The organism is Oceanobacillus locisalsi (assembly GCF_042675985.1).
GTDB lineage: Bacteria > Bacillota > Bacilli > Bacillales > Amphibacillaceae > Oceanobacillus > Oceanobacillus locisalsi.
Window position 1 is genome coordinate 1 of the sequence record NZ_JBHTKK010000004.1, and the last position, 26,410, is coordinate 26,410.

Here is a 26,410-nt window from a genome sequence, read left to right on the forward strand (position 1 = left end):
TTTAAAGCTCTCCCAATGTCCCTGTTCATCAAATAAGATGCGTTTTAGAATGTTCGTCTCCATACATTAAATCTACCACAGTGTTTCACACTGTGGTAGATTTAAATTTATATACTTTCTTATCTTTTAAAAAAAGGCGAAACACCCTTTTATGAAGGATATCCCGCCAATTACTTACTATCCTTTTTTACATTGGTTCTACTTCTCCTGTATCCGCATGAACTATAAACCAGCCATACGTAGAAGTCTGTGCAGCATCTCCTTGTCCAACAATGGAATATACTTGAACGACGAAGTTTCCATTTTCATCTTGATGATCAGCGGCATAATACAAATCATCATTGTCCATATCCAAGTATTCTTCAACAATTGTTTCAGCAGCTGATTCATCTATTTCTCCAGCTGGTTCTTCTCCGTTCTCTTCTTCCTCTACAGGATTTGAATGTTGATTGTCTTCGGAGGTGTCTGTATCCCCGACAGCATTATCGGAAGTTTCTGTCTCTGTATCATCAGACTCTGTTTCATCACGGTCGGCATTATCATTTGCCTCGCTGTCCGGACTGGCCTGATTTTCTTCTGTGTCCTCTGTACCATTTGCATCATTTTCAGATGAAGGCTCTTCATCTGCTTCTTCCGCTGTTTCGCCTGCGGTTTCATCATTTGTTGGTTCATTTGTTTCTTCATCTGCTGCTTCATGATCTGTACTATTTTCCTGTCCAGATTGGTCCGTATCCGTATCCGCTTCTGCTTCATGATTGGAAGCATTACTTTCCTCAGCTGGTATTTCTTCCGTTTCGACATCGGAAACAACCCATTTCGTTTCATCCCAGAAAATAGAGTATGCAACAAGAAGCTGATTACCCGTTTGTTCTTGTTCTACTTCATATAAACCTTCTTCCAGTTTTTCAAATTCATACGACGCTTCTTCATCGAACCAGACAGGCTCTTGTGAATCAGTTATGTAGATGAATCCTTCTTCATTCTCTTCAAAATAAGTATCTACGGTGCTTTCTGCTAATTCCTCAGACATTATTGTCAGGAATTCTTGATGAAGACCTTCCAGAGAATCAAATTCGGTTATTTCTCCGTCTTCCTCTGCATTTTCCATGACATTTTGATAGGTTTCTTCATAGGTTTGTAATACTTCTTCCGCTTCTTTTTCCTCTAATTCCGGAATTTCTTCTGTCTGTTCATCCGGTTCTGATGCCGGCTCTTGCGCTTCTTCCTCATCATTACTGCAAGCTGCCAGCAACAATACGAAAGCCGCAGCCATGACCATCAGCCTAAAAAATTTACTTTTCATCTTATTTCCTCCATTTCTAATTTCTTCTTTATCATACACTTTTTCCTTAAAATTAGAAATGACTATTCATAGAGGATTGTATATTTTTAAGCATGCGTCTATGGAACTACTTTCGTTTTTCAATCGTCAACCAAGGCCTGTCTCCTTCCCAATGTACATGTACAGGAATTTTAAATGTTTCACTTAACAAATCCTCTGTTAAAACATCGCGCTTTTCCCCTGCTGCAACGAGTTTGCCATCACGCACTAAAGCAACATGCGAAATGGCTTCCGTAATTTCTTCAATATGGTGGGTGACATACAGCAGATGCGTATTCTCTTTTAAATCATCCATTAATTCCAACACTTCTTCACGTGATAAAATATCTAAACCAGAGCAAGGTTCATCTAAAATTAAGATCTCTGGTCTGCTCATTAACGCACGGCCGATAAGCACTCGTCTTCTTTCTCCTTGAGACAGTACCTGAAATTTTTTACCTTTTAAATAGGATAAACGAAGGTCTGTAAGAATCTTATCAGCCTGCAGCCAATCCTCCTCTGCTACCTCTTCATAAATACCAAAAGAAGCAAATTTTCCACTGACAACAACATTTTCAACCGGTTCCATCTGGATTGTTTCCTGAAAGCGGTCCAGAGCACTGCTGACATAACCGATTGATTTTCGTAATTCAGATAAATCTGTTCTCCCAAAAAGCTGGTCTAAGACAGTCATTTTCCCGGATGTAGGATAATTATAGCCCGTAATAATATTTAAAAGCGATGTTTTGCCAGAACCATTTAAACCTAAAATGGCCCAATGCTCCCCTTCTTTGATTTGCCAATGGATGTCCTTTAATATTTCTTGATTATTTCTCCTCCATGTTATTTGATCAAAATATACAATATTATCCATTATTGTTCACCTCTACACCTCTATATAATTGAAATATCTGTAATTTATAATGCTACATGAATGGTTTCTTTTTAATTATCAGAATATAAAAATCATAGCATCTTAAAACTGTGAATTCAATATGGATAACGTTTTCTCCAAAAGCCAACGGCAATTCCTGTTAACCATATATATACCGAAGCATATAGTATACGCTGAAGTAACCCGCCTGGCAGATCCGTAAATACTGGCTGTAAGAATAGACTTAATAGGGCTCCTGTTGAGACTGCCATACAAATAATCGTCCACCAAAATAGACGGGGCATCTTTTGGTAGATAGCGATACTAATTAAAATCATTGCCGGCACCTGTACAACCATTCCTGGAAGTGCCGTTAACGTGTGCCAATTAAAATGAATATCTGCAGGCACAATGCCGGAGATGCTATAACTCGCTCCAAAAATACCAGTAAAAACACTTGCTAATGTTGCAGAATGGGTTTTAGGCCAAAATGGATAAAGGAAAACAGCACCAATCAAGATAGACATACCCGTTAAGAAAAACGTCCAGTTCATCAGCCAGTGTGAAGGGGAACAAATAGCATAGGTTGCAAGTACATAGGTGTCCGTTCCACAACTAGTTACTCCCAGGTCACTCATCGGTTGGTCTAGAAAACTGTAAGGTGCTGTAGCAGCTCGGATAACCATTGCTTCTATAAAAAAGTAGGCGCTTAAGGCAATCCAACTGATTAAACCAATTCGAATAGAGTGTCTATTCGATTTACGCAATAAAAACATGGACAGGAAAGCTATACATGCAACGATAACCATTGCTACAGCATGAAATTCATAACTCATTTTTTCGCACCGCCTTTTATTGATAGATTGTATCATCTATATGACAACTTATATGAAAAGCAACGCTCTTTTTACTACTTACGTTATTCTATTGATAAAGATTCATTCTATTTATGATGGAGAAATTTTAAAAGGTTATCCTTCTTTTAGTCGGATAACCTTTTAAAACAACCTGAACTTCAATGAAGTTTCATCTACAAATACTGCCCGGTAAATGAATCCTTGTTTTCTTTTATCATCTCCGGCGTTCCCTCTGCAATCACTTTCCCTCCTTTTGCGCCGCCTTCAGGACCTAAATCAACCACCCAGTCTGCCGCTTCAATAACCTGACTGTTATGCTCCACCATGATCACTGTATTGCCTGCATCAACCAGTCGATTTAACAGTTTAAGCAGCTGAATCGTATCATTCGGATGCAATCCAGTGGTTGGCTCATCCAATAAATAAAGAGAAGTCTTTTTCCCCTGCTTCATTAACTCTTTGACAAGCTTTAGCCGTTGTCCTTCTCCTCCTGATAAAGTAGTTAAGGATTGTCCCATTTTCAAATAGCCCAAACCGATTTCTGTCAGGAGTTTTAATATCGCTTGTATCTTCTTGTCCCCTTCAAATATAGAAAGGCATTCATGCACAGAACACTCAAGAATATCATTGATAGAGTAGCCCTGATACTTCACTTCTAACACTTCTTTTTTAAATCTTCTCCCCTTACACTCTGGGCATACTACTTCTAAATCAGGGAAAAAGAGCATGTTCGTTGTTACAAACCCGAGCCCTTGACAGTTTTCACAACGCCCTCCCGCGGTATTAAAAGAGAAATGCTTTGAGGAGAAGTTCTTTTCTTTTGCTTCAGACAATTTAGCAAACAACGAACGAATAGGGGTAAATAAATCAATATAAGTCGCTGTGTTTGACCGTTTCATTCTGCTGAGCGGCGACTGGCCGACAATAATCATCTGATCATAAGCTTCCACACCGGTCACTTTTTCAAATCCTTCATGGATTGTCTCATCTGCTTTTGTCAGCACGTCAAATAAGAGAGAGGATTTTCCTGAACCGGAAACGCCTGTTACTGCCGTTAAGCAGCCTGCAGGAAAAGTCACTGTCACATCCTGCAGATTATTAGCAGTAGCATGATGTATCGTTATACCTTCTTTTTTCCCCGTTCGATAATTTATTTTTTCCGGTTTTTCAGCACGCAAATATTGCCCTGTAACAGATATTTCTTCATCAATTAATTCTTGTAAGGTTCCTTGGCCGACAACGGTTCCTCCTAGATTTCCTGCTCCCGGACCAATATCAATAATGTGATCTGCTTCCTTCATCACATCAACATCATGCTCAATTAATAAGACGGTATTTCCTAAATCACGCAGACGCTTTAAAACACTGATGAGACCTGCAGTATCTTTAGGATGCAAACCAACTGTCGGCTCGTCCATAATATATAATACACCAGTGAGTGCGGAATCGAGCAGTGCAGACAATCGGATCCGCTGTGCCTCTCCGCCGGATAACGTAATAACTTGTCTATCCAGCGTCAAATAACCTAATCCTATTTTGATAATACGAGAAAGTTTTGTTTTCAAATCTTCCATAAATGTTTCAACAAGCTGATAACTATTTTGATTTAGCGAATCCTCCAGCTCATTCGCCCATGCAGCCATCGCTTCTAAAGAATGAACAACTAATTGGGGTATCGTCCATCCTTCTACCGTAACCGCTCTGCTAACTTCATTTAAACGTTCTCCATGACAGTCTGGGCAGGTTTGTGAATAAAAATAAGCATCTGCTTCGACTGAAGAACCATCATGCTCTGCATAACGGCGCCACATAGAGGTTAATACGCCGGGGAATTTCCCTTTCTCTACTGTTTTGGGAGGCTTAACGTTTGGAAAAAGCAGCTTCACCTCATTGCTTTCTACACCATGGTGAAGAATAGCCTTTTGTCCTTCATTAAAATGCTTGATAGGCACATTATCTGTATCCGGCAGCTGATAATAGCGAAAAGCTGCTTTCAAAACAGCAATTTGATATTCTCCATAACGCCCGGCAAAAATATCCACAACACCGTCCTCTAAAGAAAGCTCCTCATGAAAAACCGACGGCAAATGAATAGCTACCGTCTTTCCCAAGCCTTTACACGTCGGGCAAGCTCCTTCTGTTGTATTATAAGAAAAATGGGTACGCGTCAATTTTTCCATTCGCTCATTGCAATTCGGACAAAAAATATATTCTGTGAAGCTGTCCGCTTCTCTCTCTACTTCTCCTTCATACGTTATGGGATCCATTCGATGCTGACACTTGGGACAAGCTCTTTCTCCGAGCTTTTCAAATACCATTCGCAGGCTGGTGTACATATCTGTCATCGTCCCGACTGTCGAGCGCGGGTTCCGGTTGGTAATATGCTGATTAATACTAATTGCAGGTGATAAGCCGCTGATACTATCTACTTTTGGCTTATTGATCCCCTGCATTCCCATTGATTCTAAATATTGGCGCTGGCATTCATTGAATAAAGTATCCAGAGCCAACGTGCTTTTTCCAGATCCAGAAGGACCTGTCACTACGATTAGGTTATTTTTAGGGATAGATACAGATAAATCCTTTAGATTATTTTCCCGGGCTCCTTTTACTATCATCCTATTTTGCATATCGATATTCCTCCTCCGTAACTTCTGGTTTTATCCATATATGCTTGATTGCAAATACAACGTTTTTTCATGGTGACATATGAAAGAATTGCATCTTGAACTCCTTTCTTGAAAACATCTATTACCATCATATAACATTTGTGCAAGTGCAATGTTTTACAGAAAATGATAAGCTATAATAGTGTTTATCAACAAAAACCCGTCATGGGTCTATAAGGTTTTAATAGAATCTTCGGAGGTAATTATGGAGCTGAGACCAATTGATATTGCTAAAAAACTAGATGTAGGAACAAGTGCACTGAGACACTATGAGGAGTGGGGGATTGTACCAAAAGCCATCCGGAAAGCAAATGGATACCGTGTGTATACCGAGGTTCATGAAGCCTATTTTCAATGTATTCGTGCCATGTACCCAGGTTTTGGCATGGGTACTGTCCGCAGAGTGATGCCCCTGCTGCAGGAAAATAAATATATTGAAGCGTTATGGGACGTGAATGAAGTACAAGCTGCTTTACATGAAAGAAAAAAACAGGCCATGGAAGCTGTAGCAGCCTTAAACCCTGACAATATACAAGATTTTATGAAAAAGCAACGAAAGAAACATTATACGATTGGAGAAGCAGAAGATGAATTGCATGTTGCCGCAACTACCCTCAGGCATTGGGAAAAAGAAGGGTTAATCACCCCCGAAAGAAATCCGGAAAATGGCTACCGTCTATATACGCGTGAAGATATGAGGAAATTACTGATTATTAAAACCGTACAGTCCTCTGTTTACTTTTTGGATACTGTCCGCGATATATTGGATAAAATACAACATCACAGTCTAACAGATGCCAGAAATATGGTGATTGATGCACTTGATTATATGGATTATCAAATTGAACAGCAATTAAGAGGAGCGTTTTATCTGTATAAGTTGATTGATTTGTTAAAGGAACAGGATAAGCAGTAAAAAAGGTTATCCCGAAATTTCTATACACAATAGCAGAAAACAGGATAACCTCAAGATAAAAGGACTTATTATACATTTATTTCATTATTGAAAAGATCAATAGCCGGTGGATAGCCGCCTTCTCCCATAAAATAAATAAAAATTACAAATAAGCAAAGCAATAAAAGAATCAGAGCATTAGCAACAATAATGAACGGATACCTTTTTCTGACTGCAAACAAACTGAACAGCATATTAAAAAAGAAACCTGCTATGATTAAGATATAAATTGTATACTGTATCAACAGAAACGGATATACAAATAAGAAATTAAGCAGCGCTATAACAGATAGAATAGCCATAATTATTATATACAAAGAAAGTTTGTTCATGTATTTTCGCCTTCTGTATCATCCGGAACATATTCTAAAATATCACCAGGCTGACATTCCAAAGCCTCACAAATCTTTTCCAACGTCGAAAAGCGGATGGCCTTCGCTCTTCCATTTTTTAAAATAGAGAGATTCGCCATTGTTATACCGACCTGCTCTGTCAGTTCTGTCACACTCATTTTGCGTTTTGCCAACATGACATCAATATGAATCATAATTGCCATTATCTCACCTCACACCGTTAGATCATTTTCTGTTTTAATATCGAGTGCATTCTTTAATATTTTTTGCAATACAGATGCAAATACAGCAATCACAAAGGACGCGAACATCGGAACAAAGCCAATAATGATAGCCCCTGGAGCATCATCTTTCTCTGCGAAAATATAGATAAATGGCATCATAACAATATAAATTCCCGTAATAATTAAGGCACATTGCTTTATCTTTTTTAATGTAAAAACGGCGGATTCTGAAAAGGCATCGTTCTTATCAATTAACTGTAATAGTTTCAAAGCCTGAAAAAGCGCCATATAATAAGGAATCGTTGTTAAAAGAAATCCGATGATTATTGGGTAGATTACCCATTTTACCATAGACGGTCCGTCCGAAATGTTGGTTATGATTTGCGGGATCAGGAAGATACACAATGCAAATATAAGGAGCCCCATTAAATAAATGACTGTTTTTAAAAATACTGTTGAACTTTTTGGCATAACTGTCACCTCATTGATAAAATTCCATAATTCATGTTTCATTAACTTTTACTTCTGGCAATGTCTTGATTACTTCTATCCAGTAATCCTTCAATTTTCGCTTGAGATTGTTTTAACATCGCCACAATTAAAAAACTGACAATGACTAATAACAGCCAGGAGCTTACTTTTCCCAGATGGACCATACTCCACATTTCCGCCTGGTTAGGATATTCCCAGGCCTGGAAGAAAGTTGCTATATTTTCAGCGATCCAAATAAAGAAACCAATCAAGAAAAAAGAAATGATAATTGGCATACGATAACGTTTATTGCCAACTTTATAATCCACCCATGCTCGAAAGAAAACGATAACGACGAATGCAGATAGCCACCACCGGATATCCAGCCAATAATGATGGGTAAAGAAGTTCAGGTAAATCGCTGCTGCAAGCGGACCTGCTAAAAGAATAGATGGCCATTTTACCAGCCGTACATCCAGTCTTCTCCATGCCTGGCACAAGTAGCTGGCAACACTGGCGTACATAAACCCGCTGTATAACGGAACTCCAAAAACTTTCGTGTATGCTTCTTCCGGATACACCCAGGATCCCATATTCACCTTAAAGATTTCCAGATTCAACCCGATGATATGAAACAATGTGATAACTACCAGCTCTTTTTTTGTTTCCAATCCAGATGCGATCATAAAAACCTGTGTCAATAGACAGATGACTAATAACCAATCATATCTTGATAAGAAAGGAAGTTCAATAAATTTTGTAATTGCTAAAGACGCAAAAATAATGACCGGAAAAATACAGGATAGCGCTTGTTGATAGCCAAATCGTATAAGTTGTTTGATTGCTCTCATTTTTTCAATCTCCATTTTTAATTTCGTAACACTAATATTGATTATAGATAGATATTTATCGAGAATCAATAAATAATTATTAAAAATGGATAAAAATATAGTTAACCAAAAAATAAGGCTAAACCACTTTGATTCAGCCTTCATCTTTTCTCGTTTTATATTTCAAATGAATCTATTTCTTACTCTCTAGTGCTAACAACCCTTCTTTCATAGAAATGCCGCCACGAAATCCTGTCAGCTTACCATCCTTGGCTACTACGCGATGGCATGGAACAAGTATCATTACAGGATTGGCGCCGATTGCTGCACCAACAGCTCTGACAGCTTTGGGCTTTTCTATTTTTTCCGCTATATCCATATAAGAAACAGTTTCACCATAAGGTATGTTTTGCAGCTCTTTCCAAACCATTTCTTGAAATGTCGTTCCTTTTAAATCGATTGGAACATCAAATTGTGTTCTTGTTCCATCCAGATAGGAAATCAACTGTTCTTTATACAGGCTGACTTTCTCCTCATCATGAATAAGCATGGCACCTTGTCTTTTTTTAGCTGCCCAATTCTCGACTTCATCAAATGCTTTATTTTGAGAACCGACATAACACAGTCCATTATCTGTGGCTGCAAGATAGAACGACCAGCCGTTATGTTCTAATTTTCCATAATACATCGTGTCCATTTGTTTATTCTTCATTGCAGGCACCTTCTCTCTATATTTTATTCTAAATTGACGTGGTGTTAAGTGATTCTTTTCTTTAAATAGGGTGGTGAAGCGGGACGCGTTTGAAATTCCCACAAAAGGCGCTATTGCTTTTACTGATAAAGCTGTTTCTATTAAATAGTTTGTTGCTTTCTCCATCCGAATTTGCTGTAAATAAGCCAAAGGTGTTATTCCTTTTAATCTCTTAAACACATGATGCAGGTAATATGGGCTGCCATGAACGGCTTCTGCAAGCTCACTTAATGTTAAGGATCTGGCATAATTTTCCTTCATATATACTTCCGCCTGCAGAACCCATTCTTCATCCGGCAAGTTAGTTCCTCCAGACTTACATCTTTTACAAGGTCTATAGCCAGCTTGTAAAGCGTCTTCCGCTTCTTTGAAAATCGTAACATTATCAAAGTTAGGTACTCTTGATTTGCAAGAAGGGCGGCAAAAGATTTTTGTTGTTTTCACAGCATAAAAGAACTGCCCGTCATATGCTTTATCATTTTCTATAATTGCCCTTCGCTGCTCTGCAGTTATTTTTGTAGACATTAGCTACCACCTCTATTTTTATTGTACACCTGACCAATAAGAAATAAAGAGAGAACGGATGAAAAAGCAAGATATGAAAGTTTTTATTTTCCTCTTACAACTTGTTTTTACCTGATTTTCTTTGGAAATAAAAAAGGTATATAACTAGTCAATACAGGAATCAAGGACTCGCCGAACAGCTGATATTGCATTTATTAAAATGGGGAAAAGATAAAGGAGCTAAATACAGTTACTTGGCTGTTCTGATGAATAATGAACCCGCATTAAGACTTTATTCCAAAATAGGTTTTTCAGAAATTTACAAGTATTGGTATAGAATTGAAGAAATGAACTGATAAGATTCTTTTCTAAACCAATAGCTGCCGTTTTTAATTTACCGGCAGCTATTTGTTATTACAATTTTTTTACATTATCGATTCATCACATTTTGAGGTTTCCCGTCTAAAAATGCCAACGTGTTCTCAAATGCTACTTTAGCACGTAATTCCATCGCTTCATCTGTTAAAAAGCCAACATGTGGGGTTAAAACCGTATTTTTCGCATGCAATAGCTTGTAATCGCTTGGAATAGGCGGTTCCATATCAAATACATCGATACCGGCTCCAGCAATTTTTTCATTGTTCAGCGCTTCGGCCAGGGCATCATTATCAACAATTGGCCCCCGTGCACAGTTAATGATAACTGCAGATTCTTTCATTAAATTCAGTTTTTCTTTCGAAATTAACCCTTTCGTGCTAGGCATGGATGGTACATGCAGCGTAACAATATCCGATTGAGCCATGACATCATCCAAATCCATATACTCAACACCGAGCTCGACTGCTTCCGGATTAACACTTGCCTGGTTGGAAGCAATTAAATTTGCACCAAATGCTTTAAATAAACGTGCAACCTCGATACCGATTTTTCCTGTGCCGATGATACCGACTGTTTTCCCTTTGATTTCTTTACCCTGAAAAGCGCCGGGATAATTCGTCGCACGGATATCTTGATTTCCCTGTGTTATATAGCGATATAAATCCAGCACCAGACCAATGGTCAATTCCGCTACTGCCTGGTTAGCATATCCGGCAGCGTTACAAACCAGGATATCCTGATTTTTCGCATCTTCTACCCCTACATGATCCACACCCGTAAAAGCAACATTGATTAATTTTAAATTATCACTTTGGTCAATTACTTCGGCAGGGTAAGGATTATTTGCAATCATTACAACGTCTGCATCTTTACTGCGTTTTGCCAGTTCATGGCTATCCGTTGTTTTTTCATTATAGTAAGTAAATTCATGTCCTTTCTGTTTAATCGGTTCTGCTAATTTCTCAATGAGCGATTCCGAGACATGAAGTGGTTCTAACAATTTGACTAACATTTCATTCATCCTTCCTTGCTAACCTTATCAACTGTTACTGTATCCATTTTGAAATAATTTACGCCACCATTTTTTATATCCTTTTCAGTTGTTTCAAATACGACGAAAAGGAGTATAACAACTTAGAACGTATGATTCTATTATAAGACTAATTCTTATCCCCTCTCAAGAAATGATTTTCTGCTGTATCATTTTGAAGAAATTATAGATATTAATAAAGCCCCCTTTCTCAATGGATATTGAAAAAGGAGACTTTATTTAACAAGAATATTTTCTCTGGATTTATTTCATCATTTAACCGTTTCTTTTTGACTTATCAAGGCGTCCTCCAGCCTGTTCACTGCTACTACTAAAGCATAAACGGACGCTGCCGTAATATCCTCATGAATGCCTGCTCCCCAATAAATCGCTCCCTGATGGGAAATACCAATCTGTGCACAAGCTTCTGCAGAAGAGTCCTTTCCTAGCGATTGCTGCTCATAAACTTCTAATGCATAGTCCAAATTAAAGTGCGTTTTTAATGCATTGCTGATAGCATCCAGACTGCCGGCTCCTTTTCCTTGCAGCTCGATTTGCTCATTCTCTTTTTGAATGGTTAATGCCACTTCCTGACCTGTTCCTTTGTTGAAATGATAATCGACAAGTTCAAAATACGGATGATAGTCTACATAATTATCTCTGAATACCTGATAAATTTCTTCGGCAGCCAGCTCCCTGCTGGTTTGATCCGATACTTCTTTCGTGGCATAGCCCATTGCTTCGTTCATTTTATACGGCAGTTTTACGCCAAAGTTTGTTTCAAGGATATAGCCAATGCCGCCTTTTCCGGACTGACTGTTCACCCGAATAACATCGGCCTGATAATTCCTGCCGATATCTGCAGGATCTACCGGAATATACGGAATATCCCATTCTTCAATCTCATTTTCCTGACGGTATTTCATCCCTTTGGAAATGGCATCCTGATGGGAACCAGAAAATGCTGTAAAAACAAGATCACCGGAATAAGGATGTCTTTCATGCACTTCTGTTCTGGTCAGTTTCTCATACTTTTCACGAATCGCATTCATTTGACTGAAATCCAATTCCGGATCAAACCCTTGCGAATACATATTCATCGCTAAGGTAATCAAATCCACATTGCCGGTTCGCTCACCGATACCAAATAACGTACCTTCCACGCGTTCTGCTCCGGCGAGTACGCCAAATTCTGCATCACTCACGCCGCTCCCTCGGTCATTATGCGGGTGAATAGATAAAATAACTCCATCGCGATAGGAGAGATTTTTATGAATATACTCGATTTGACTGGCGAAAATATGCGGCATCGCAACTTCCACGGTTGCCGGTATATTAATAATCGCTTTATGATCAGATACCGGCTTCCAAATATCCAGTACACTGTTGCAAATATCTAATGCATAATCGACCTCTGTTCCCGAAAAACTTTCCGGACTATATTGAAAATAGAAATTTCCCTCTGTCTGTTCAGCCAGTTCTTGCACTAAAACAGCTCCATCCACCGCAATCTGCTTAATTTCATCTTTAGATTTTTTAAATACCTGCCGGCGCTGTGCTTCTGACGTTGAATTATACAGATGGACAATGGCTTTTGGCGCTCCTTCAATGGCTTCAAAGGTCCGGCGGATAATATGTTCCCTCGCTTGCGTAATCACCATAATCGTTACATCATCCGGAATCATATTCTCCTCAATCAGTGTCCGTACTAATGTAAACTCGGTATCAGAAGCAGCCGGAAAACCAACTTCAATTTCTTTAAAACCGATATCTACTAATAACTGAAACATCGCCAGCTTTTCTTCTAAATTCATCGGAATCGGAAGTGCCTGGTTCCCGTCCCGCAGATCTACACTGCACCATGACGGCGCCTTCTCCAGCGTTTCTTTCTTTACCCAGTCGTGAGAAACTGTCGGCGGCATAAAATATTGTTTTCCGTATTTTTGATGATTAAACATGTTTCATTCCTCCTCAGATTACATTCAATTAAAAAAAGCCTTCCTTCTCCAGCAATGTAGATTGCTAGGAGACGAAAGACTTATGCTTACGCGGTACCACCCCGGTTTCATGATAATGAGATATTATCATGCACTTATCCAGATACAGACAGTTCTGCCTTATATCCTTCCCGTGTAACGGCGGGGTACCGTCCTTAATTACTCACTTTTATTCTTGGTTTCACTAAGGCTGCTCAAAAGGTGAGTTCCCTGCTTCCTTGTTATTGCTTTTCATCCGCCAGCAACTTTCTGCAAACAAGTCAGACAAGTACTATTCCTTATCCTTGCATTCCTATTTTGATATTTTCACTATCTTATCAGATTTATCAGAGAATGGGAAGGGGGAATTTTAAAATTATTTTGGGATTTACCCATTCATACTGAAAATATCCGTTTAATATTACTTTGTTTTATGTTTTTAAAATATATCGATGACATTGCCATATTTCTGGCCTAGTTTTACTTCAAGTATTGTTTAACATCTTCTATTGTTTTACATTCATCAATCTGCTTCATAAGCGTTTCCAGTGTACTTATTTCCTGCTTATGCAATTTATCCTTCATCTCATCTGAAACTGGAGCTACAAACTTAGTGATTAATTCAATAGCAGTCTCAGTAAAAGCTGCTTTTGCTTCTGCTTTTCCTTCTGCTTTTCCTTCTTCTTTCCCTTCATTCCGAAAAATCTCTGCTAACGTCATTGCCAATTCGCTCCCTTCTTGATAAGTGTTTTCTATATGGTTGATTATATCATAATATTGTCTCTTTGTAAGATAACGGTTGACACGGAAAATATAATAAAACAATGTCTCAAGGAATTGCGTTGCTGTCTGTTGGTCCTCTAATTACTGCAAATAATCGATGGATTGATAAATGGTATTCAATAGAACCTGGACATCATCTTCCCTGATATCCCGAAACACCATCAGAATAATGCGCAAGAATACATTCAACTGAACATTTTTATCCTCATAATCGGATACATCGTAAAGAAAGAATGTATAATCAGGAACGTATTTCTTCAGTTCTTGCGGGAAATCTAGATATCCTTCCAAAAGATTGCTGAACGAAGCTCCAACATACCAATCCGTTGTACCATGATATAAAACAATCGGAAAGATGACAGGCAGTTTATTTTCTGCTTTATTATCCCGTTTGGTTTCCCATATCTCCACCATATAGCGCAGCAGCTGCAAAGAAGTATAGTAATCGTGATAGCTTTTGTGCTCAAACAAAAAATATACATAAGCAGGTTGATCATGGATTTTCGTCTTGAACAATAAATCTGAAAAATAATCTTGAAGATCAGGACTGATAAAACTGTCTTTCTGGGGCTAAATGGACGTCATATCCATGTTTTCGTGAACGGCTGGAGGTAAAAAATGAGTGATGAAATCTTTGGCAACATCCACATTAGAAAATGTCCCTTTAAAAATTTTGTCATGCGGGTTTTGAAACTGCAAGGTAATCAAGTCCTTTCCCGAATCAAGTTTGATAATTTAATCGAATGTACGTTCTATATATAATAACACATTATTTGAATAAAACCAAACAAAAGTTCGTTTTATTTAAAGTTAGAACAGCGCTAATATTGCCAACAAAATCAATATGTATTTTTACGTTTTCTATATACCTACAAGGGGTATAGTTATAATAGAAATAAGAAAGGAGCAGATTCAAATGCAGGAACAACATAATCATCATGAAGACCATCGTTCACATTCGCATGAGCATCATCACGAGCATATGATTGCAGATTTTAAAAAGCGGTTTTACGTTTCACTTGTATTAGCCGTGCCAATTATTCTGCTTTCTGACATGATTCAGTCTTTCTTTAACTATAATCTCTCCTTTGCCGGAGATAACTGGGTAGAACTGGTTTTAGCAAGCCTTATTTTCTTCTATGGCGGATGGCCGTTCTTAACAGGCGCTATTGACGAATTAAAACAAAAATCTCCTGGAATGATGACTCTAATCGGTTTTGCAATCACTGTAGCTTATGTTTACAGTGCAGCAACTGTCCTTGGACTGGAGGGACATGATTTATTCTGGGAACTGGCAACGCTGATTGCGATTATGCTGCTAGGTCATTGGGTGGAAATGAAATCAGTCAGCAAAGCCTCTGATTCCATGGAATCATTAGTGGAACTGATGCCACAGGAAGCAACCAAAATCGACCAGGCGGGTAATACGGAGATTGTTCATGTTTCAGAGCTTCAAAAAGGGGATCATGTATTGATAAAACCCGGTGAAAAAATACCAGCAGACGGTATGGTTATAGATGGGAAATCTTCTATCGATGAATCGATGCTGACCGGTGAATCCATTCCTGTTGAAAAGCAGGTAAAAGATGAGACAATAGGCGGTTCCATCAACACATCTGGTTCCTTGACAATTGAGGTTTCTAAAACAAGTGAGGAAGGCTATCTCTCACAGGTCGTTCAGCTTGTTAAAGAAGCGCAGGAAAGCAAATCAAAAACACAAATGTTTTCTGACCGTGCGGCCAAATTACTATTTTATGTAGCTGTCTCTGCTGGTATTATTACGTTTGTAGTTTGGATAGCTTTAGGATATGGACTGGAAGAAGCCATGACACGAATGGTAACAGTTCTGGTTATCTCCTGTCCGCACGCATTAGGATTGGCGATTCCTTTAGTCGTCGCCCGTTCTACTTATCTGTCAGCGCAAAATGGCCTGTTTATCCGTAATCGTGCAAGTTTTGAAGATGCACGAAAAATCGATACTGTCGTATTCGATAAAACAGGGACATTAACAAAAGGAGAATTTGCTGTAACAGATATTGTACCTAATGGCAATATCAGCGAGAATAAGCTCTTACAAAAAGCAGCTTCCATCGAATCACAGTCGGAGCACCCAATAGCTGCCGGTATTATGACTTCCGCTAAGAAACAGAATATAGACTTGAAACAGCCGGAAACATTTGATTCGATAACCGGCGCCGGGATCAAAGCGAAACTAGAGGATACGTGGTATTTAGCAGTAAGCCCCGGTTATATGGATAAAAACAACCTTTCTTATGATAAAGACGCTTTTGACAAATTATCTGAAGCTGGAAAAACGGTTATTTTTGTTTTAGAGGGAGAACAATACATTGGCATGATTGCACTTGCCGACCAAGTCAAAGATTCTTCTAAAGAAGCCGTACGCCGTTTGCATGAACTTGGCATCGAAGCACAGATGTTGACTGGTGATAATCAAACCGTCGCAAATGGTGTGGCCAAAGAAATCGGTATAGATCATGTAATTGCCGAAGTTCTGCCTGATCAAAAAGCGGATCAGATTAAACAACTGCAGGCAAATAAGAAAAGGACGGCAATGACCGGTGACGGAATCAATGATTCCCCTGCTTTAGCTACTGCTGACTTAGGTGTTGCAGTCGGCGCCGGTACAGATGTAGCGATGGAAACGGCAGATGTTGTATTAGTGAACAGCAATCCAGTAGATGTTGTTTCCATTATGGAACTTTCCCGCTTGACCTATCGGAAAATGATTCAGAACCTCTGGTGGGCAGCCGGCTACAATATTATTGCTATCCCATTAGCGGCAGGTATTTTGGCTCCTTGGGGCATTGTCATGGATCCAGCAGTTGGTGCTGTGTTGATGTCACTAAGTACGATTATTGTAGCCTTTAATGCCAGATTGTTGAAAAGCAAACGTTCCTAAAAGAGAGGCTTCTTCTTTTACAAGAAATCAAAAAACGCAAATCAGAAAAAATATCTGGTTTGCGTTTTTCGCATATTATGTTGCATCTGGATTATTTTTATATTCCATCCCTTTCTGATAATCCGCTTGTTTTATGTCATCCGGAACCATACTTCCGCCAGTAGCCCAAATCAAATGGATATCTTTTTCTGTCACTCTGGTGTTGTTTTGAACAACATAAGCTGGTCCCATTAATCCTGTAACAGCTGATGGTTCAAGATGAATCCCCTCTACATCCATCATCTCTGTAATAAGACGAAACATTTCCTCATCACTGACTGTATAAATTCCTTCTATCAGCGATTCCATTACTTTTCCGACAAAACCAGATGCTCTGCCTACAGCTAATCCATCTGCAGCTGTTTGGTTATCGAGTCCGAAATCCTGGACGGAAATCGCATTGTGCATGCTTGTCATCATCCCAAGCAACATACACGGGGAGTGTGTCGGTTCAGCAAAATAACATTTTACAGCATCACCAAAAATGACTTTTAATCCAAACGCCACACCGCCTGGTCCTCCACCGACACCACATGGCAGATAGACATGCATCGGGGTTTCCGGACTTATCTGAATTTCCTGCGCTTCTAATTGTTTTTTCAAACGAATAGCCGCTACCGTATATCCTAAAAATAAATCGCTTGAGTTTTCATCATCAATAAAATAGCTTTTTGAATCTTTTTCTGCTTCTTCCCTGCCTTCTTCTACCGCTTTACTATAATCAGATACATGCTCCACAACTTTAACGCCGCGCTCTCTTAATAAGTTCTTTTTCCACTGTTTTGCATCTGCCGACATATGGACAATAACACGAAAACCAAGCTTGGCACTGATAACACCAATACTCAGTCCCAAATTACCAGTAGAACCTACCAAAATCGTATATTGAGAGAAAAACTCTCGATACGTATCCCCTGCAATTTTACGATAATTATCTTTTGCTGATAAAAGTTGATTTTCCAGCAACAATGTTTCTGCATGTTTCAGCACTTCATAAATGCCGCCTCTTGCTTTGATGGAACCGGAAATTGGTAAATGGCTATCTAATTTTAAATAAAATGTACCAGGAATCTGTTGTCCAGTTATGGCTTCTATTCTAGCTTTTATCCGATCCCCTTTTTCCAGCGGAGATTCAATGATTCCTCCTGTACTTTCCGTCTCGGGATAGGCTTTTGCGATAAAAGGAGCAAAACGCTCCAAACGTTCTTCCGCATCTTGTATATCTTTCAACTGAAGCGGCTGGTGTTGAAATGCTTCCTTATCATTCTTTGCATATGGATTATTCCAATAAAATGGGATATAGTTTAAGATAGGATATAAGTCCGGAAACTTCTTCATCCATTCCTCTATGGACTTCCCCTTTATTGTTGTCATTTTCCTCCCACCTTTCTTTGTGAATGCTATTGTAAGTAAAAGGATAACATGTTGTTTGTTGAATAAATGACTTTCACAACCGACTTTATATTAAGTAGTTCTCCTTAACCAATCTTCCCTGGGTAAATACATATGAACGGCATCAATCCATTCATCTTCAAACTGTAGCTCGTTTTCTTGAACACCGTTTTTCACGAAACCAATTTTCTCATAAACATGCCTTGCCCTTGGATTGAAGTCCAAAACATCTAATGTCAATTGATGAAGCGTTGTGTTATGAAACACATAATCAATGATAAGTTGTGTTGCTTCTGTACCTAAACCACGGTCCCTTCCCTCCGGACCAATAAGAATCCTGTAATTCATGCTATGATTTGTTTCATCATATAAGTTCACTACTGCTTCACCTACGCAAATACCCAGCATCTTATCAATAATAGCCAAATCCAAACGATCTGTTTCCAAATGTCTTGTCTGGTACCATTCATAAATTATATCCTTTTCTTCCTCCCAGTCAAAATCCATGTCGCTCCCGGTTAATTTTAAAACTTCTGGGTCTGTTAAACATTTTTTTATAAAAGGAAAATCCACTTCTTTAAAAGGCCGAAGTTGTACTTTTTCGCCTTCTAATAAAGGTTTGTAACCTAAATATACCATTGTATCACTCCCTTCTATTTCTTATTTAATAGATAATGTACTTTCGAGTCTCCTAAAAAGTTTAGCGCTTTCTTCTCTTTTTAGTAAAAACTACCATAGACATGGTTTATTTTTTAATAGCTTTATAGATAAAATAACCAATAATAGCGATGACTGCATAAACACCAAAAAAGACTATAAAGCCCCATAATCCCATCACAGCATCTGCAAATTCCATATTTCCGCGCTGGGTATAAGCCTGCTGGATTTCCACAGCAAATACCAGCACGACCATCATTGTAAATGTATAAAGGAATGCTAAAATAGCAACACTCCACTTTAATTTAGATAAAATTTTAAAAACAACGTAAACGAAAAAGAACGTGACAATCCCCAGTATGCCAAAAATCCAGAAATGCAGCTCTTTATCTGTCATGCCGGCACCAAATGTATCTGCAATGGCATCATGAATATCGTTAATGATATTGACAATCAACATAATCGCTTCTCTCATAACCAGACTCCTTTCTTTTAAAACATCTTCTATAAAACAGCGTACATGAAAATTAAAAATAATTCCTTCATTATCTTCTACATATTTATACAAAAAGTCGGTCACTTTGCATCATTTATGAGGTATCGAATGCCAGAGGTTCTTTCATGCATCTAAAAAATCCAGAACGAAAAGCGCAAAGCGCCCGTTTAAAAACGTAGAGATTGGAACGGCGTAACTGAGATAAAGGAATCACGGTGAGGTGACGAACCGATGATGACTTATCGTAGGGCACGACGTGAAATCTCCTAGTTTTTGGCGCTTGGAGCTGAACATGGCTATTCCTGAATAAAAATTTAAAAAGGAAATCGTATACTTTTGTATCTTTTTAAAAAACCTGAAGCCAGAAAAAATCTGACTTCAGGAAATGGGAGCATTTTATTCTGTCACCTTAAAAAACGTCCGAATCGCAGGAATCCACTATGCCCCCTTCTTTATTGATCCTCCCAATTCCTTATGTTTATTTTTATATAAAGTTGGGAAATAGTAATATTAGAAATATCATTATAAATAAAAGTAAAGTTGATTCAGGAGGGACAAAAATGAGTACATTTAGAAAAGCACATTCAGAAAAATCAAGAGAGCATATGATTGAACTTCTTAATCAGCAGGTAACAGATTTAACGGATTTATTTATTCAGACAAAACTGGCACATTGGAATGTACGCGGACCGCAATTTATTGCCTACCACGAATTTTTTGATGATTTAGCGGGCGAACTGCCGGAATTAATTGACACTGTTGCAGAACAAGCAGCTACTTTAGGCGGTTCAGCAGGAAAACCGGTACAATTTATTGCATCTGAAACGAGACTTCCTGCTTGGGAACTCCAAAACACAAAAGACATTCTAGTTCTTGAAAAACTGACAGAACGCTGGGCAATTGTGGCAAATAATATTCGAGAAGCTGTTGAAGTTTCTGCGGATGAGGACCCGGATACATCGGATTTATTTACAGAAGTATCCCGAAAACTGGATAAGAGTCTCTGGTTCTTAGAATCTCACCTGACAGACGGAAGCTCAGAATAACTCACTAAAAAAACAAGGAACTGCTCTATTGCAGCTCCTTGTTTTTTATGAATGGGCCAATTTGTCAAATAACACAATATTAATTAGTCTTTGTTATTATTACTTCTATGCTTTTTATGATACCCTAAAAAAACATAATCGCTCATTATTTAAATTCTCTTGGTTAAGAGACCATCTAAACAATGAACGAACACCTTACTTGACTAATCTATAATCATTTACAATCTCATTTATGTGCTGCATCGTTTTATTTGTTGCTGCATTTGCATTCAAATGACGCCGATTATTCAATACAGTGATTAACATACCTTGCCATATCAACACGGTTCTCTCATTAATCACAGCTGCTTCTTCTTCTGATAATACACCTTCTTGAACAGATTGATCCAATGCATTTCGACTTCTTGTTGAAAGGTTATAATCAGTTAAAATTGTCTTTATATCCTCTGTAACCTCTCCATACAAATCCGATTGGTAGACATTATAATAATGTTTTAATAACTCTTCTGGATTTTCTCCTAGATCAGCTAAGAAGATAGCGTTATAAATTTCGGGCTCTTCAAAGGAATGTTTACAAAAACTTTCCCAGCTCAACAAGTATTTATCTAAAGGAGTATCTCCCTTTTCCATATATTCTGGAAGCTCGTCAATAAATTTATTTAAATATTTAAGTGCTGCAAAAAAGATCAGGTGAGAAACTTCCTGAAAATAATTATAAATCGTTGCACTGTTATATCCTGCCTTCGTCGCAATCTCCCGTATAGTTACATTATCAATACCTTTTTGCTCAATAATTTCAGTTGTAGCATCAACAAAATACTGCCACATACGCTGCATTTGAATTTCTTTATTAGACATTTGGAATCCCTCCCTTACCTTATAAAGTGAATCTTCTTTCAGCAGAGGTGTTTTTCCCCCTCCCTGAAGGTTAGTTGAACGAATCGGGCCGTTACTGGCTGCTGAATCTCTCACTCAAAATTTTCGATTTTTTCTCTATTCTAAAGTGGAAATCTTATAACCAGTGACACTGTGATACATATCATGCAGAACTACTTTACTACTATAAAGGTTTTTCAGCTGGGAATCAAGAATACAAAATGATACAAAATAGTCTTTAATCATAAATAAAGCAGCGTCCGCTTGTTACAGGCGCTGCTTTATTTCGAATTATTTACTCTATATAACTTGAAATTAATATTTTCCTTCCTGACACTCGCTACGGAAAAACACTACGCTTTCCGTGGGCTTGTCCTCAGCCTCCTTTAAAGAAGACTTGCTGATTGGCAAGCCGTCAGGCGCTGACAGAAGCAAAGTCGCGCTTATGCCCTGCGGGTAGAAAAAAGAAGTTCGCTTTTTTCCTTCGCTAGTTATGGTGCTTAATTCTAAAATAAATGGCTTCAATTTTTAGCACAAAAGACAGGTTTATTAATTCAATTTATATAGGACTTCTTTTTTAATATGAAAATTGTCTAATTCTTAGTCTCATTATCTGCTTCCTGATTATCATTTTCTGCTTCATACATAAAATCATCAGTCATTAACCCTTCTACTGGTGGTTCTGGTGAAGCGAAAAATGTTCCTCCTGATACATCTTTCACATTATGAACAACAATGAAAGCGTCAGGATCTACTTCCCGAATAATTCGTTTTAAAAAGATTAAACGATAGTTTGGTACAACAACATATAAAATTAATTGTTCCCGATCCGTAAATGTACCGTACCCATTAAAATATGTAGCACTTGAACTCATATTCTTTGTCACTTGTTTTCCAATCTCGCGATACTTTTGGGATACAATGGTAACCGCTTTTTTCGCATCTAAACCGCCAATAACATAATCACTTGCGATTTTTCCAACCGATAACGATATCACCGTATACAATGTGTATAATGGTCCAATGACAAAAATTCCCGCAAACACAATCACAGTATCCAAAAGAAACGTTGTAAGTATAATATTCCATTCAAATTTCTGCGCTAATAACCTTGCAATTTGGGAAGTTCCTCCTGTTGAGCTCCCAGCTTGAATAATGAATGCAAGTCCTACCCCGCCAATCAGGCCAGCAAATATAGCTGCAACCAAAGGATCTCCCAGAGGTTCGGTAATGATATTTTCCGTTAAAAAGATAAATAATGAAAGAAGCGGAACATTAATGGTGGTTATAATGAGCACGTTTCTAGGCAAAAATTTAATACTTATCAATTGCAGGATAATAAATGAAATAAACGTAACGATACCAGGAGAAAGGCCAAATTGGAAGTAAAGCAATAATGCTATCCCAGGCACTCCGCCATCAGAAATTTGGTTAGGCATGGAAAATACAGTGAGTGCTAAGGCAACAAGTAAAGTACCGGTTAATATAAAAAATATTTGTTTTGTCAGTTTAATAATAACCCCCCTCAATTAATTCGTTAAAGGAAACAAATACGCTTTGCTTATTATCCCTCTAATTTATATTAATATGAAGATATCCTACTATGTTCTAATTTATCGCAGTGTAACTAGTTGGGGCTGGAACTGGACTAGGACTGCGCTTCCTCGCCCACTGAAGTGCTTTTGCGCTTACTCATCCCGCCGAAAACCAACAACCAGTTACACTGCGATAAAATCAAAATATATATTGTCGCTAAACAAATACCTCTTTTTAATCAAACCAAAACATAACGAAATCTGTTCCCTAGCCGGTTTTTGATTTAATCTCTTCTTTTTCTTCTGGTTTTTTAAATTCACTTCTCAGCGCTTTTAATATCGTATATGTCATACATAGCATAAATATAATAAAGGGTGTGGATACTACAATAACTACTGTCTTTATCGTTTCCAAACCTCCTGCTATGATAAATACTGCTGAAATACTAAAAATAATTAACCCCCAAATAAACTTTATCTTATTATCAGGATTTATATTCCCTCCAGAGCTAAACATAGCCAGCACATACGTACCTGAATCAGCTGAAGTGATGAAAAATACTAAACATAGAAGCATCATTAAAGCACTGGTTAAAGAGCTCATTGGAAAATACTCCAAGAACGAAAATAATGCTTGCGTAACATCTGTATTAACAGCATCTCCTAACATACTATTACCCAGATCATGAATAAGGTGTATACCTGCTCCCCCAAAAATGGAAAACCAAATAAAGCATAATATGGAAGGAAGGAAAAGCACAGCCATGACAAATTCCCTGATTGTCCTGCCTTTTGATATCCTGGATATAAATGCGCCAACAAACGAGGCCCAAGTTAACCACCATGCAAGGTAAAATATTGTCCAATTGGAAACCCAATTTTGCTGGTCTCCATTAAAAGGAGCTAACTGTGAACTCATTGTTACTATATCACTGATATAACTTCCTGTTCCGGTAATAAAAATATCTACTATCTGTTTTGTAGGTCCTATAAAGAAAATAAACATCATCAAAACAAAAGCTAACAGCATATTAAAATTAGAAAGATATTTTATCCCGCGATTAACACCTGTAAGTGCGGAAAACATAAATAATACGGTGCCAAAAATGATAATAAACATAGAAACAGTTGTTGTATTAGAGAAACCCCAAAGAAAATTTGCTCCTTCAGAAATTTGAAGTGCCCCTAAACCAAATGCCTGCGCAATACCTATAACTGTAATAAATATAGCATAAATATCAATTGTTTTACCCAATGGACCATGAATTCTATCGCCTAAAACGGGGTAAAAAATTGAACTCACCCTTGCAGGAAGGTTTTTCCTAAATTGAAAGTAAGCCATTCCTAAACCAATTAAACCAAACAATGCCCATGGATGTAATCCCCAATGAAAAAATGTATATTTTATCGAAAGTTCGGCTGACTCAGAAGTGGATCCTTCCCCAACAGGAGGAGCTATATAATGCGTAATGGGCTCAGCAGTCGACCAAAATACCAACCCAATTCCCATTCCTGCAGCAAATAACATAGATATCCAAGATACCGTACTGAATTCGGGCTTATCCGAATCTTTTCCTAATCTTATTGTACCGTATTTTGAAAACATAAGATAGATACTGGTAATTACAATTAATAAAGTAACCACAAGATAAATCGGACCAAAATAATTCACATTAAAACTCAAGAAAGCAGGGGCAACTTCTTCCAACCAATTCCTAAATATAATACCAAAGATCATAAAGGATAACGAAATGATTAAAGAGACACGTAAAATTAAATTATTTTTAAACATAGACATTCCTTTCTAATTCATTTTTAGTATAAACAAAAACAAGGACAATGCTGCCATCAATCAGTAAGCGCTTTCAAATTAAAAGTTCTTGTAGTTTTTTAGGTCAACTAACCTCTTTTTCCCCTGCTGGATATTCCTTGTTTAATTCAGACTCATCATTTATTAATCCTTTTAAAATGGCATAACACATTAATAGAATTAATACAGCAAGTGGTGAAGTGAAAACTATAAGTACTGATTTGGCAGTCTCCAGCCCTCCAGCTATAACCAAGATAATGGCATAACTAAAAAGAACGCCGCCCCAGACCAGTTTTATTTTATTAGACGGGTTAAGACTTCCTCCTGAGCTGAACATTGCTAATACAAAAGATCCAGAGTCGGCTTGTGTTATAAAAAAAACTAAACTTAAAACCATAACGAGAATACTTGTAAGAGAACTTATTGGAAAATAATCCAGAAACGCAAATAATGCAGTGGTAACATTGGAACTTACAATATCTCCTAAAACAGTATTTCCTAATTCATGTATCAGGTGGATACCTGCCCCTCCAAATACAGAAAACCAAACAAAACACATGAGCGAAGGTACAACTAGTACTGCTAATACAAATTCTTTAATTGTTCGTCCTCTGGATACTCTTGAGATAAACGCACCCACAAATGGAGCACAAGATAACCACCATGCCAAATAAAACACGGTCCAATTTGAAATCCAGTTTTGTTCTTCACTATTAAACGGAGCTAAACTGGTACTCATTGATAAAAAATCACTTAAATAACTGCCAGTACCTGTAATAAACACATCAATTATGTGTTTAGTCGGCCCAAAAAACAAAATAAATAAAGTAATCAGAAGCGCTAAAATCATATTCACATTGGAGAGATACTTAATACCACGTTTAAGTCCAGTAACTGCAGACGTCATAAATAAAATAGTTCCAATAATGATGATTACGATTGAAACAGCTATAGTGTTAGAAAACCCCCATAGTAGATTTGCTCCTTCAGAAATTTGTAATGCACCTAATCCAAATGAATTCGCTAAACCAATTGCTGATATGATGATTACAAATATATCAATAGCATTTCCTGCCGGACCGTATATCTTCTCCTTTAAAATTGGATAAAAAATCGAGCTAAACCTGGCAGGAAGCCCTTTTCTAAATTGGAAGTAAGCCATACCCAGACCTATGAGCCCATATAACCCCCAAGGCTGAAGTCCCCAGTGAAAGAAAGTATATTTTATCGCAGTGTCAGCTGATTCTGCGGTAGCTCCTTCTCCATGTGGCGGAAATAAATAGTGCGTGATTGGTTCGGCTGTTGCCCAAAATACTAAACCAATTGCCATCCCTGCTGCAAACAACATTGAAATCCATGAAAACGTACTAAACTCAGGTTTATCAGTATCTTTCCCTAATTTAATATTTCCGTATTTGGAAAAAGCTAAATATCCGCAAACTCCGACGACTATTAAACCAGCGAATAAATAAAAAACTCCAAAGTAATTAGCATTAAAACTTAAAAACATTGGAGCAACTTTTTCTAACCAACTTCTAAATAACAGACCCAGAACAATTAAACAGCAAGAGATAATTATTGAAACCCTTAAAACAATATTTTGTTTGATAATAATCCTCCTTGGACAATAGTGAAAATTACCAACTTTCTGACTTATTAACTT

At 37.8% G+C, this 26,410-nt stretch carries 21 protein-coding genes, 4 pseudogenes and 1 other annotated feature; of the genes and pseudogenes, 5 read left to right on the forward strand and 20 right to left on the reverse strand.

The window, feature by feature from the left end:
- Nucleotides 1-187: 187 nt before the first annotated feature.
- The 4 genes from ACFQ19_RS05230 to uvrA form a co-directional block, all read right to left on the reverse strand.
- A complete protein-coding gene (locus ACFQ19_RS05230) occupies nucleotides 188-1,303 on the reverse strand; it encodes a hypothetical protein (protein WP_379591075.1) in 1,116 nt (371 codons plus the stop codon).
- A 106-nt stretch (nucleotides 1,304-1,409) separates the two neighbouring features.
- A complete protein-coding gene (locus tag ACFQ19_RS05235) occupies nucleotides 1,410-2,195 on the reverse strand; it encodes an ABC transporter ATP-binding protein (RefSeq protein ID WP_379591076.1) in 786 nt (261 codons plus the stop codon).
- A gap of 116 nt (nucleotides 2,196-2,311) precedes the next feature.
- Nucleotides 2,312-3,031, reverse strand: coding sequence for a DUF998 domain-containing protein (locus ACFQ19_RS05240; protein ID WP_379591077.1), 720 nt, complete (start codon nucleotides 3,029-3,031; stop codon nucleotides 2,312-2,314).
- A 194-nt stretch (nucleotides 3,032-3,225) separates the two neighbouring features.
- Entirely contained in the window at nucleotides 3,226-5,682 is a 2,457-nt protein-coding gene (uvrA, locus tag ACFQ19_RS05245; RefSeq protein WP_379591078.1) for an excinuclease ABC subunit UvrA, read from the reverse strand.
- A gap of 244 nt (nucleotides 5,683-5,926) precedes the next feature.
- Between uvrA and ACFQ19_RS05250 the strand changes: the two are divergent.
- Both ACFQ19_RS05250 and ACFQ19_RS05255 read left to right on the forward strand, forming a co-directional pair.
- Nucleotides 5,927-6,031: pseudogene (locus tag ACFQ19_RS05250) on the forward strand (transcriptional regulator); the annotation flags it as partial.
- A 261-nt stretch (nucleotides 6,032-6,292) separates the two neighbouring features.
- Nucleotides 6,293-6,430 (forward strand): annotated as a pseudogene (locus ACFQ19_RS05255) (MerR family DNA-binding transcriptional regulator); the annotation flags it as partial.
- 574 nt (nucleotides 6,431-7,004) lie between these two features.
- Here the strand turns inward: ACFQ19_RS05255 and ACFQ19_RS05260 are convergent.
- From ACFQ19_RS05260 to ACFQ19_RS05280, 5 genes and pseudogenes are all read right to left on the reverse strand, one after another.
- Nucleotides 7,005-7,232, reverse strand: coding sequence for a helix-turn-helix domain-containing protein (locus ACFQ19_RS05260; protein WP_379591079.1), 228 nt, complete (start codon nucleotides 7,230-7,232; stop codon nucleotides 7,005-7,007).
- A gap of 9 nt (nucleotides 7,233-7,241) precedes the next feature.
- Nucleotides 7,242-7,766 carry a DUF2975 domain-containing protein gene (locus tag ACFQ19_RS05265; protein ID WP_379591080.1) on the reverse strand — a complete coding sequence of 175 codons (525 nt, stop codon included), beginning with the start codon at nucleotides 7,764-7,766 and terminating at the stop codon, nucleotides 7,242-7,244.
- Nucleotides 7,766-8,575 (reverse strand): DUF817 domain-containing protein, encoded by an 810-nt coding sequence (locus ACFQ19_RS05270; RefSeq protein ID WP_379591081.1) that lies wholly within the window; start codon nucleotides 8,573-8,575, stop codon nucleotides 7,766-7,768. Before ACFQ19_RS05270 ends, ACFQ19_RS05265 begins: the two co-directional genes overlap by 1 nt.
- Before the next feature lie 172 nt (nucleotides 8,576-8,747).
- Complete coding sequence (locus ACFQ19_RS05275) at nucleotides 8,748-9,266, reverse strand: methylated-DNA--[protein]-cysteine S-methyltransferase (RefSeq protein WP_379591188.1); 519 nt, start codon at nucleotides 9,264-9,266, stop codon at nucleotides 8,748-8,750.
- A gap of 9 nt (nucleotides 9,267-9,275) precedes the next feature.
- Nucleotides 9,276-9,830: pseudogene (locus tag ACFQ19_RS05280) on the reverse strand (bifunctional transcriptional activator/DNA repair enzyme AdaA); the annotation flags it as partial.
- 140 nt (nucleotides 9,831-9,970) lie between these two features.
- On the opposite strand from ACFQ19_RS05280, the gene ACFQ19_RS05285 reads away from it, so the two are divergent.
- Entirely contained in the window at nucleotides 9,971-10,165 is a 195-nt protein-coding gene (locus tag ACFQ19_RS05285; RefSeq protein WP_379591189.1) for a GNAT family N-acetyltransferase, read from the forward strand.
- 74 nt (nucleotides 10,166-10,239) lie between these two features.
- On the opposite strand, the gene ACFQ19_RS05290 is transcribed toward ACFQ19_RS05285, so the two are convergent.
- The 4 genes and pseudogenes from ACFQ19_RS05290 to ACFQ19_RS05305 form a co-directional block, all read right to left on the reverse strand.
- The gene (locus tag ACFQ19_RS05290) at nucleotides 10,240-11,199 is read right to left on the reverse strand and encodes a 2-hydroxyacid dehydrogenase (protein WP_379591082.1); all 960 of its coding nucleotides are present in this window, start codon (nucleotides 11,197-11,199) and stop codon (nucleotides 10,240-10,242) included.
- A gap of 290 nt (nucleotides 11,200-11,489) precedes the next feature.
- Nucleotides 11,490-13,175, reverse strand: a complete 1,686-nt coding sequence (locus ACFQ19_RS05295) for a 2-isopropylmalate synthase (protein WP_379591083.1) — start codon at nucleotides 13,173-13,175, stop codon at nucleotides 11,490-11,492.
- A 64-nt stretch (nucleotides 13,176-13,239) separates the two neighbouring features.
- Nucleotides 13,240-13,508, reverse strand: a binding site (T-box leader).
- A gap of 165 nt (nucleotides 13,509-13,673) precedes the next feature.
- Nucleotides 13,674-13,919: a hypothetical protein gene (locus ACFQ19_RS05300; RefSeq protein WP_379591084.1), complete on the reverse strand. Its 246-nt coding sequence runs from the start codon at nucleotides 13,917-13,919 to the stop codon at nucleotides 13,674-13,676.
- 138 nt (nucleotides 13,920-14,057) lie between these two features.
- Nucleotides 14,058-14,684 (reverse strand): annotated as a pseudogene (locus tag ACFQ19_RS05305) (Rpn family recombination-promoting nuclease/putative transposase).
- A 208-nt stretch (nucleotides 14,685-14,892) separates the two neighbouring features.
- Here ACFQ19_RS05305 and ACFQ19_RS05310 point away from each other — a divergent pair.
- Complete coding sequence (locus tag ACFQ19_RS05310) at nucleotides 14,893-16,896, forward strand: copper-translocating P-type ATPase (protein WP_379591085.1); 2,004 nt, start codon at nucleotides 14,893-14,895, stop codon at nucleotides 16,894-16,896.
- Between the two features lie 75 nt (nucleotides 16,897-16,971).
- Here ACFQ19_RS05310 and ACFQ19_RS05315 read toward each other — a convergent pair whose 3' ends face one another.
- The 3 genes from ACFQ19_RS05315 to ACFQ19_RS05325 all read right to left on the reverse strand — a co-directional run bounded on the left by ACFQ19_RS05315 (nucleotide 16,972) and on the right by ACFQ19_RS05325 (nucleotide 19,552).
- Nucleotides 16,972-18,309 carry a D-serine ammonia-lyase gene (locus ACFQ19_RS05315; protein WP_379591086.1) on the reverse strand — a complete coding sequence of 446 codons (1,338 nt, stop codon included), beginning with the start codon at nucleotides 18,307-18,309 and terminating at the stop codon, nucleotides 16,972-16,974.
- A gap of 90 nt (nucleotides 18,310-18,399) precedes the next feature.
- Nucleotides 18,400-18,966, reverse strand: coding sequence for a GNAT family N-acetyltransferase (locus ACFQ19_RS05320; RefSeq protein WP_379591087.1), 567 nt, complete (start codon nucleotides 18,964-18,966; stop codon nucleotides 18,400-18,402).
- 106 nt (nucleotides 18,967-19,072) lie between these two features.
- Nucleotides 19,073-19,552 (reverse strand): hypothetical protein, encoded by a 480-nt coding sequence (locus tag ACFQ19_RS05325; RefSeq protein WP_379591088.1) that lies wholly within the window; start codon nucleotides 19,550-19,552, stop codon nucleotides 19,073-19,075.
- A 422-nt stretch (nucleotides 19,553-19,974) separates the two neighbouring features.
- On the opposite strand from ACFQ19_RS05325, the gene dps reads away from it, so the two are divergent.
- Nucleotides 19,975-20,526 (forward strand): DNA starvation/stationary phase protection protein Dps, encoded by a 552-nt coding sequence (dps, locus tag ACFQ19_RS05330; RefSeq protein WP_379591190.1) that lies wholly within the window; start codon nucleotides 19,975-19,977, stop codon nucleotides 20,524-20,526.
- A gap of 195 nt (nucleotides 20,527-20,721) precedes the next feature.
- Here dps and ACFQ19_RS05335 read toward each other — a convergent pair whose 3' ends face one another.
- The 4 genes from ACFQ19_RS05335 to ACFQ19_RS05350 form a co-directional block, all read right to left on the reverse strand.
- The gene (locus ACFQ19_RS05335; protein WP_379591089.1) at nucleotides 20,722-21,384 is read right to left on the reverse strand and encodes a TetR/AcrR family transcriptional regulator; all 663 of its coding nucleotides are present in this window, start codon (nucleotides 21,382-21,384) and stop codon (nucleotides 20,722-20,724) included.
- 611 nt (nucleotides 21,385-21,995) lie between these two features.
- Nucleotides 21,996-22,931: a YitT family protein gene (locus ACFQ19_RS05340; protein ID WP_379591090.1), complete on the reverse strand. Its 936-nt coding sequence runs from the start codon at nucleotides 22,929-22,931 to the stop codon at nucleotides 21,996-21,998.
- Between the two features lie 274 nt (nucleotides 22,932-23,205).
- Nucleotides 23,206-24,729 carry a BCCT family transporter gene (locus ACFQ19_RS05345; RefSeq protein ID WP_379591091.1) on the reverse strand — a complete coding sequence of 508 codons (1,524 nt, stop codon included), beginning with the start codon at nucleotides 24,727-24,729 and terminating at the stop codon, nucleotides 23,206-23,208.
- 103 nt (nucleotides 24,730-24,832) lie between these two features.
- Nucleotides 24,833-26,404: a BCCT family transporter gene (locus ACFQ19_RS05350; protein ID WP_379591191.1), complete on the reverse strand. Its 1,572-nt coding sequence runs from the start codon at nucleotides 26,402-26,404 to the stop codon at nucleotides 24,833-24,835.
- Nucleotides 26,405-26,410 lie beyond the last annotated feature (6 nt).

What these genes read in the sequence shown, in the direction of transcription:
- ACFQ19_RS05230 (WP_379591075.1), bottom strand. Translation starts at nt 1,303, where the DNA reads ATGAAAAGTAAATTTTTTAGGCTGATGGTCATGGCTGCGGCTTTCGTA.
- ACFQ19_RS05235 (WP_379591076.1), bottom strand. Translation starts at nt 2,195, where the DNA reads ATGGATAATATTGTATATTTTGATCAAATAACATGGAGGAGAAATAAT.
- ACFQ19_RS05240 (WP_379591077.1), bottom strand. Translation starts at nt 3,031, where the DNA reads ATGAGTTATGAATTTCATGCTGTAGCAATGGTTATCGTTGCATGTATA.
- uvrA (WP_379591078.1), bottom strand. Translation starts at nt 5,682, where the DNA reads ATGCAAAATAGGATGATAGTAAAAGGAGCCCGGGAAAATAATCTAAAG.
- ACFQ19_RS05260 (WP_379591079.1), bottom strand. Translation starts at nt 7,232, where the DNA reads ATGGCAATTATGATTCATATTGATGTCATGTTGGCAAAACGCAAAATG.
- ACFQ19_RS05265 (WP_379591080.1), bottom strand. Translation starts at nt 7,766, where the DNA reads ATGAAACATGAATTATGGAATTTTATCAATGAGGTGACAGTTATGCCA.
- ACFQ19_RS05270 (WP_379591081.1), bottom strand. Translation starts at nt 8,575, where the DNA reads ATGAGAGCAATCAAACAACTTATACGATTTGGCTATCAACAAGCGCTA.
- ACFQ19_RS05275 (WP_379591188.1), bottom strand. Translation starts at nt 9,266, where the DNA reads ATGAAGAATAAACAAATGGACACGATGTATTATGGAAAATTAGAACAT.
- ACFQ19_RS05290 (WP_379591082.1), bottom strand. Translation starts at nt 11,199, where the DNA reads ATGTTAGTCAAATTGTTAGAACCACTTCATGTCTCGGAATCGCTCATT.
- ACFQ19_RS05295 (WP_379591083.1), bottom strand. Translation starts at nt 13,175, where the DNA reads ATGTTTAATCATCAAAAATACGGAAAACAATATTTTATGCCGCCGACA.
- ACFQ19_RS05310 (WP_379591085.1), top strand. Translation starts at nt 14,893, where the DNA reads ATGCAGGAACAACATAATCATCATGAAGACCATCGTTCACATTCGCAT.
- ACFQ19_RS05315 (WP_379591086.1), bottom strand. Translation starts at nt 18,309, where the DNA reads ATGACAACAATAAAGGGGAAGTCCATAGAGGAATGGATGAAGAAGTTT.
- ACFQ19_RS05320 (WP_379591087.1), bottom strand. Translation starts at nt 18,966, where the DNA reads ATGGTATATTTAGGTTACAAACCTTTATTAGAAGGCGAAAAAGTACAA.
- ACFQ19_RS05335 (WP_379591089.1), bottom strand. Translation starts at nt 21,384, where the DNA reads ATGTCTAATAAAGAAATTCAAATGCAGCGTATGTGGCAGTATTTTGTT.
- ACFQ19_RS05345 (WP_379591091.1), bottom strand. Translation starts at nt 24,729, where the DNA reads ATGTTTAAAAATAATTTAATTTTACGTGTCTCTTTAATCATTTCGTTA.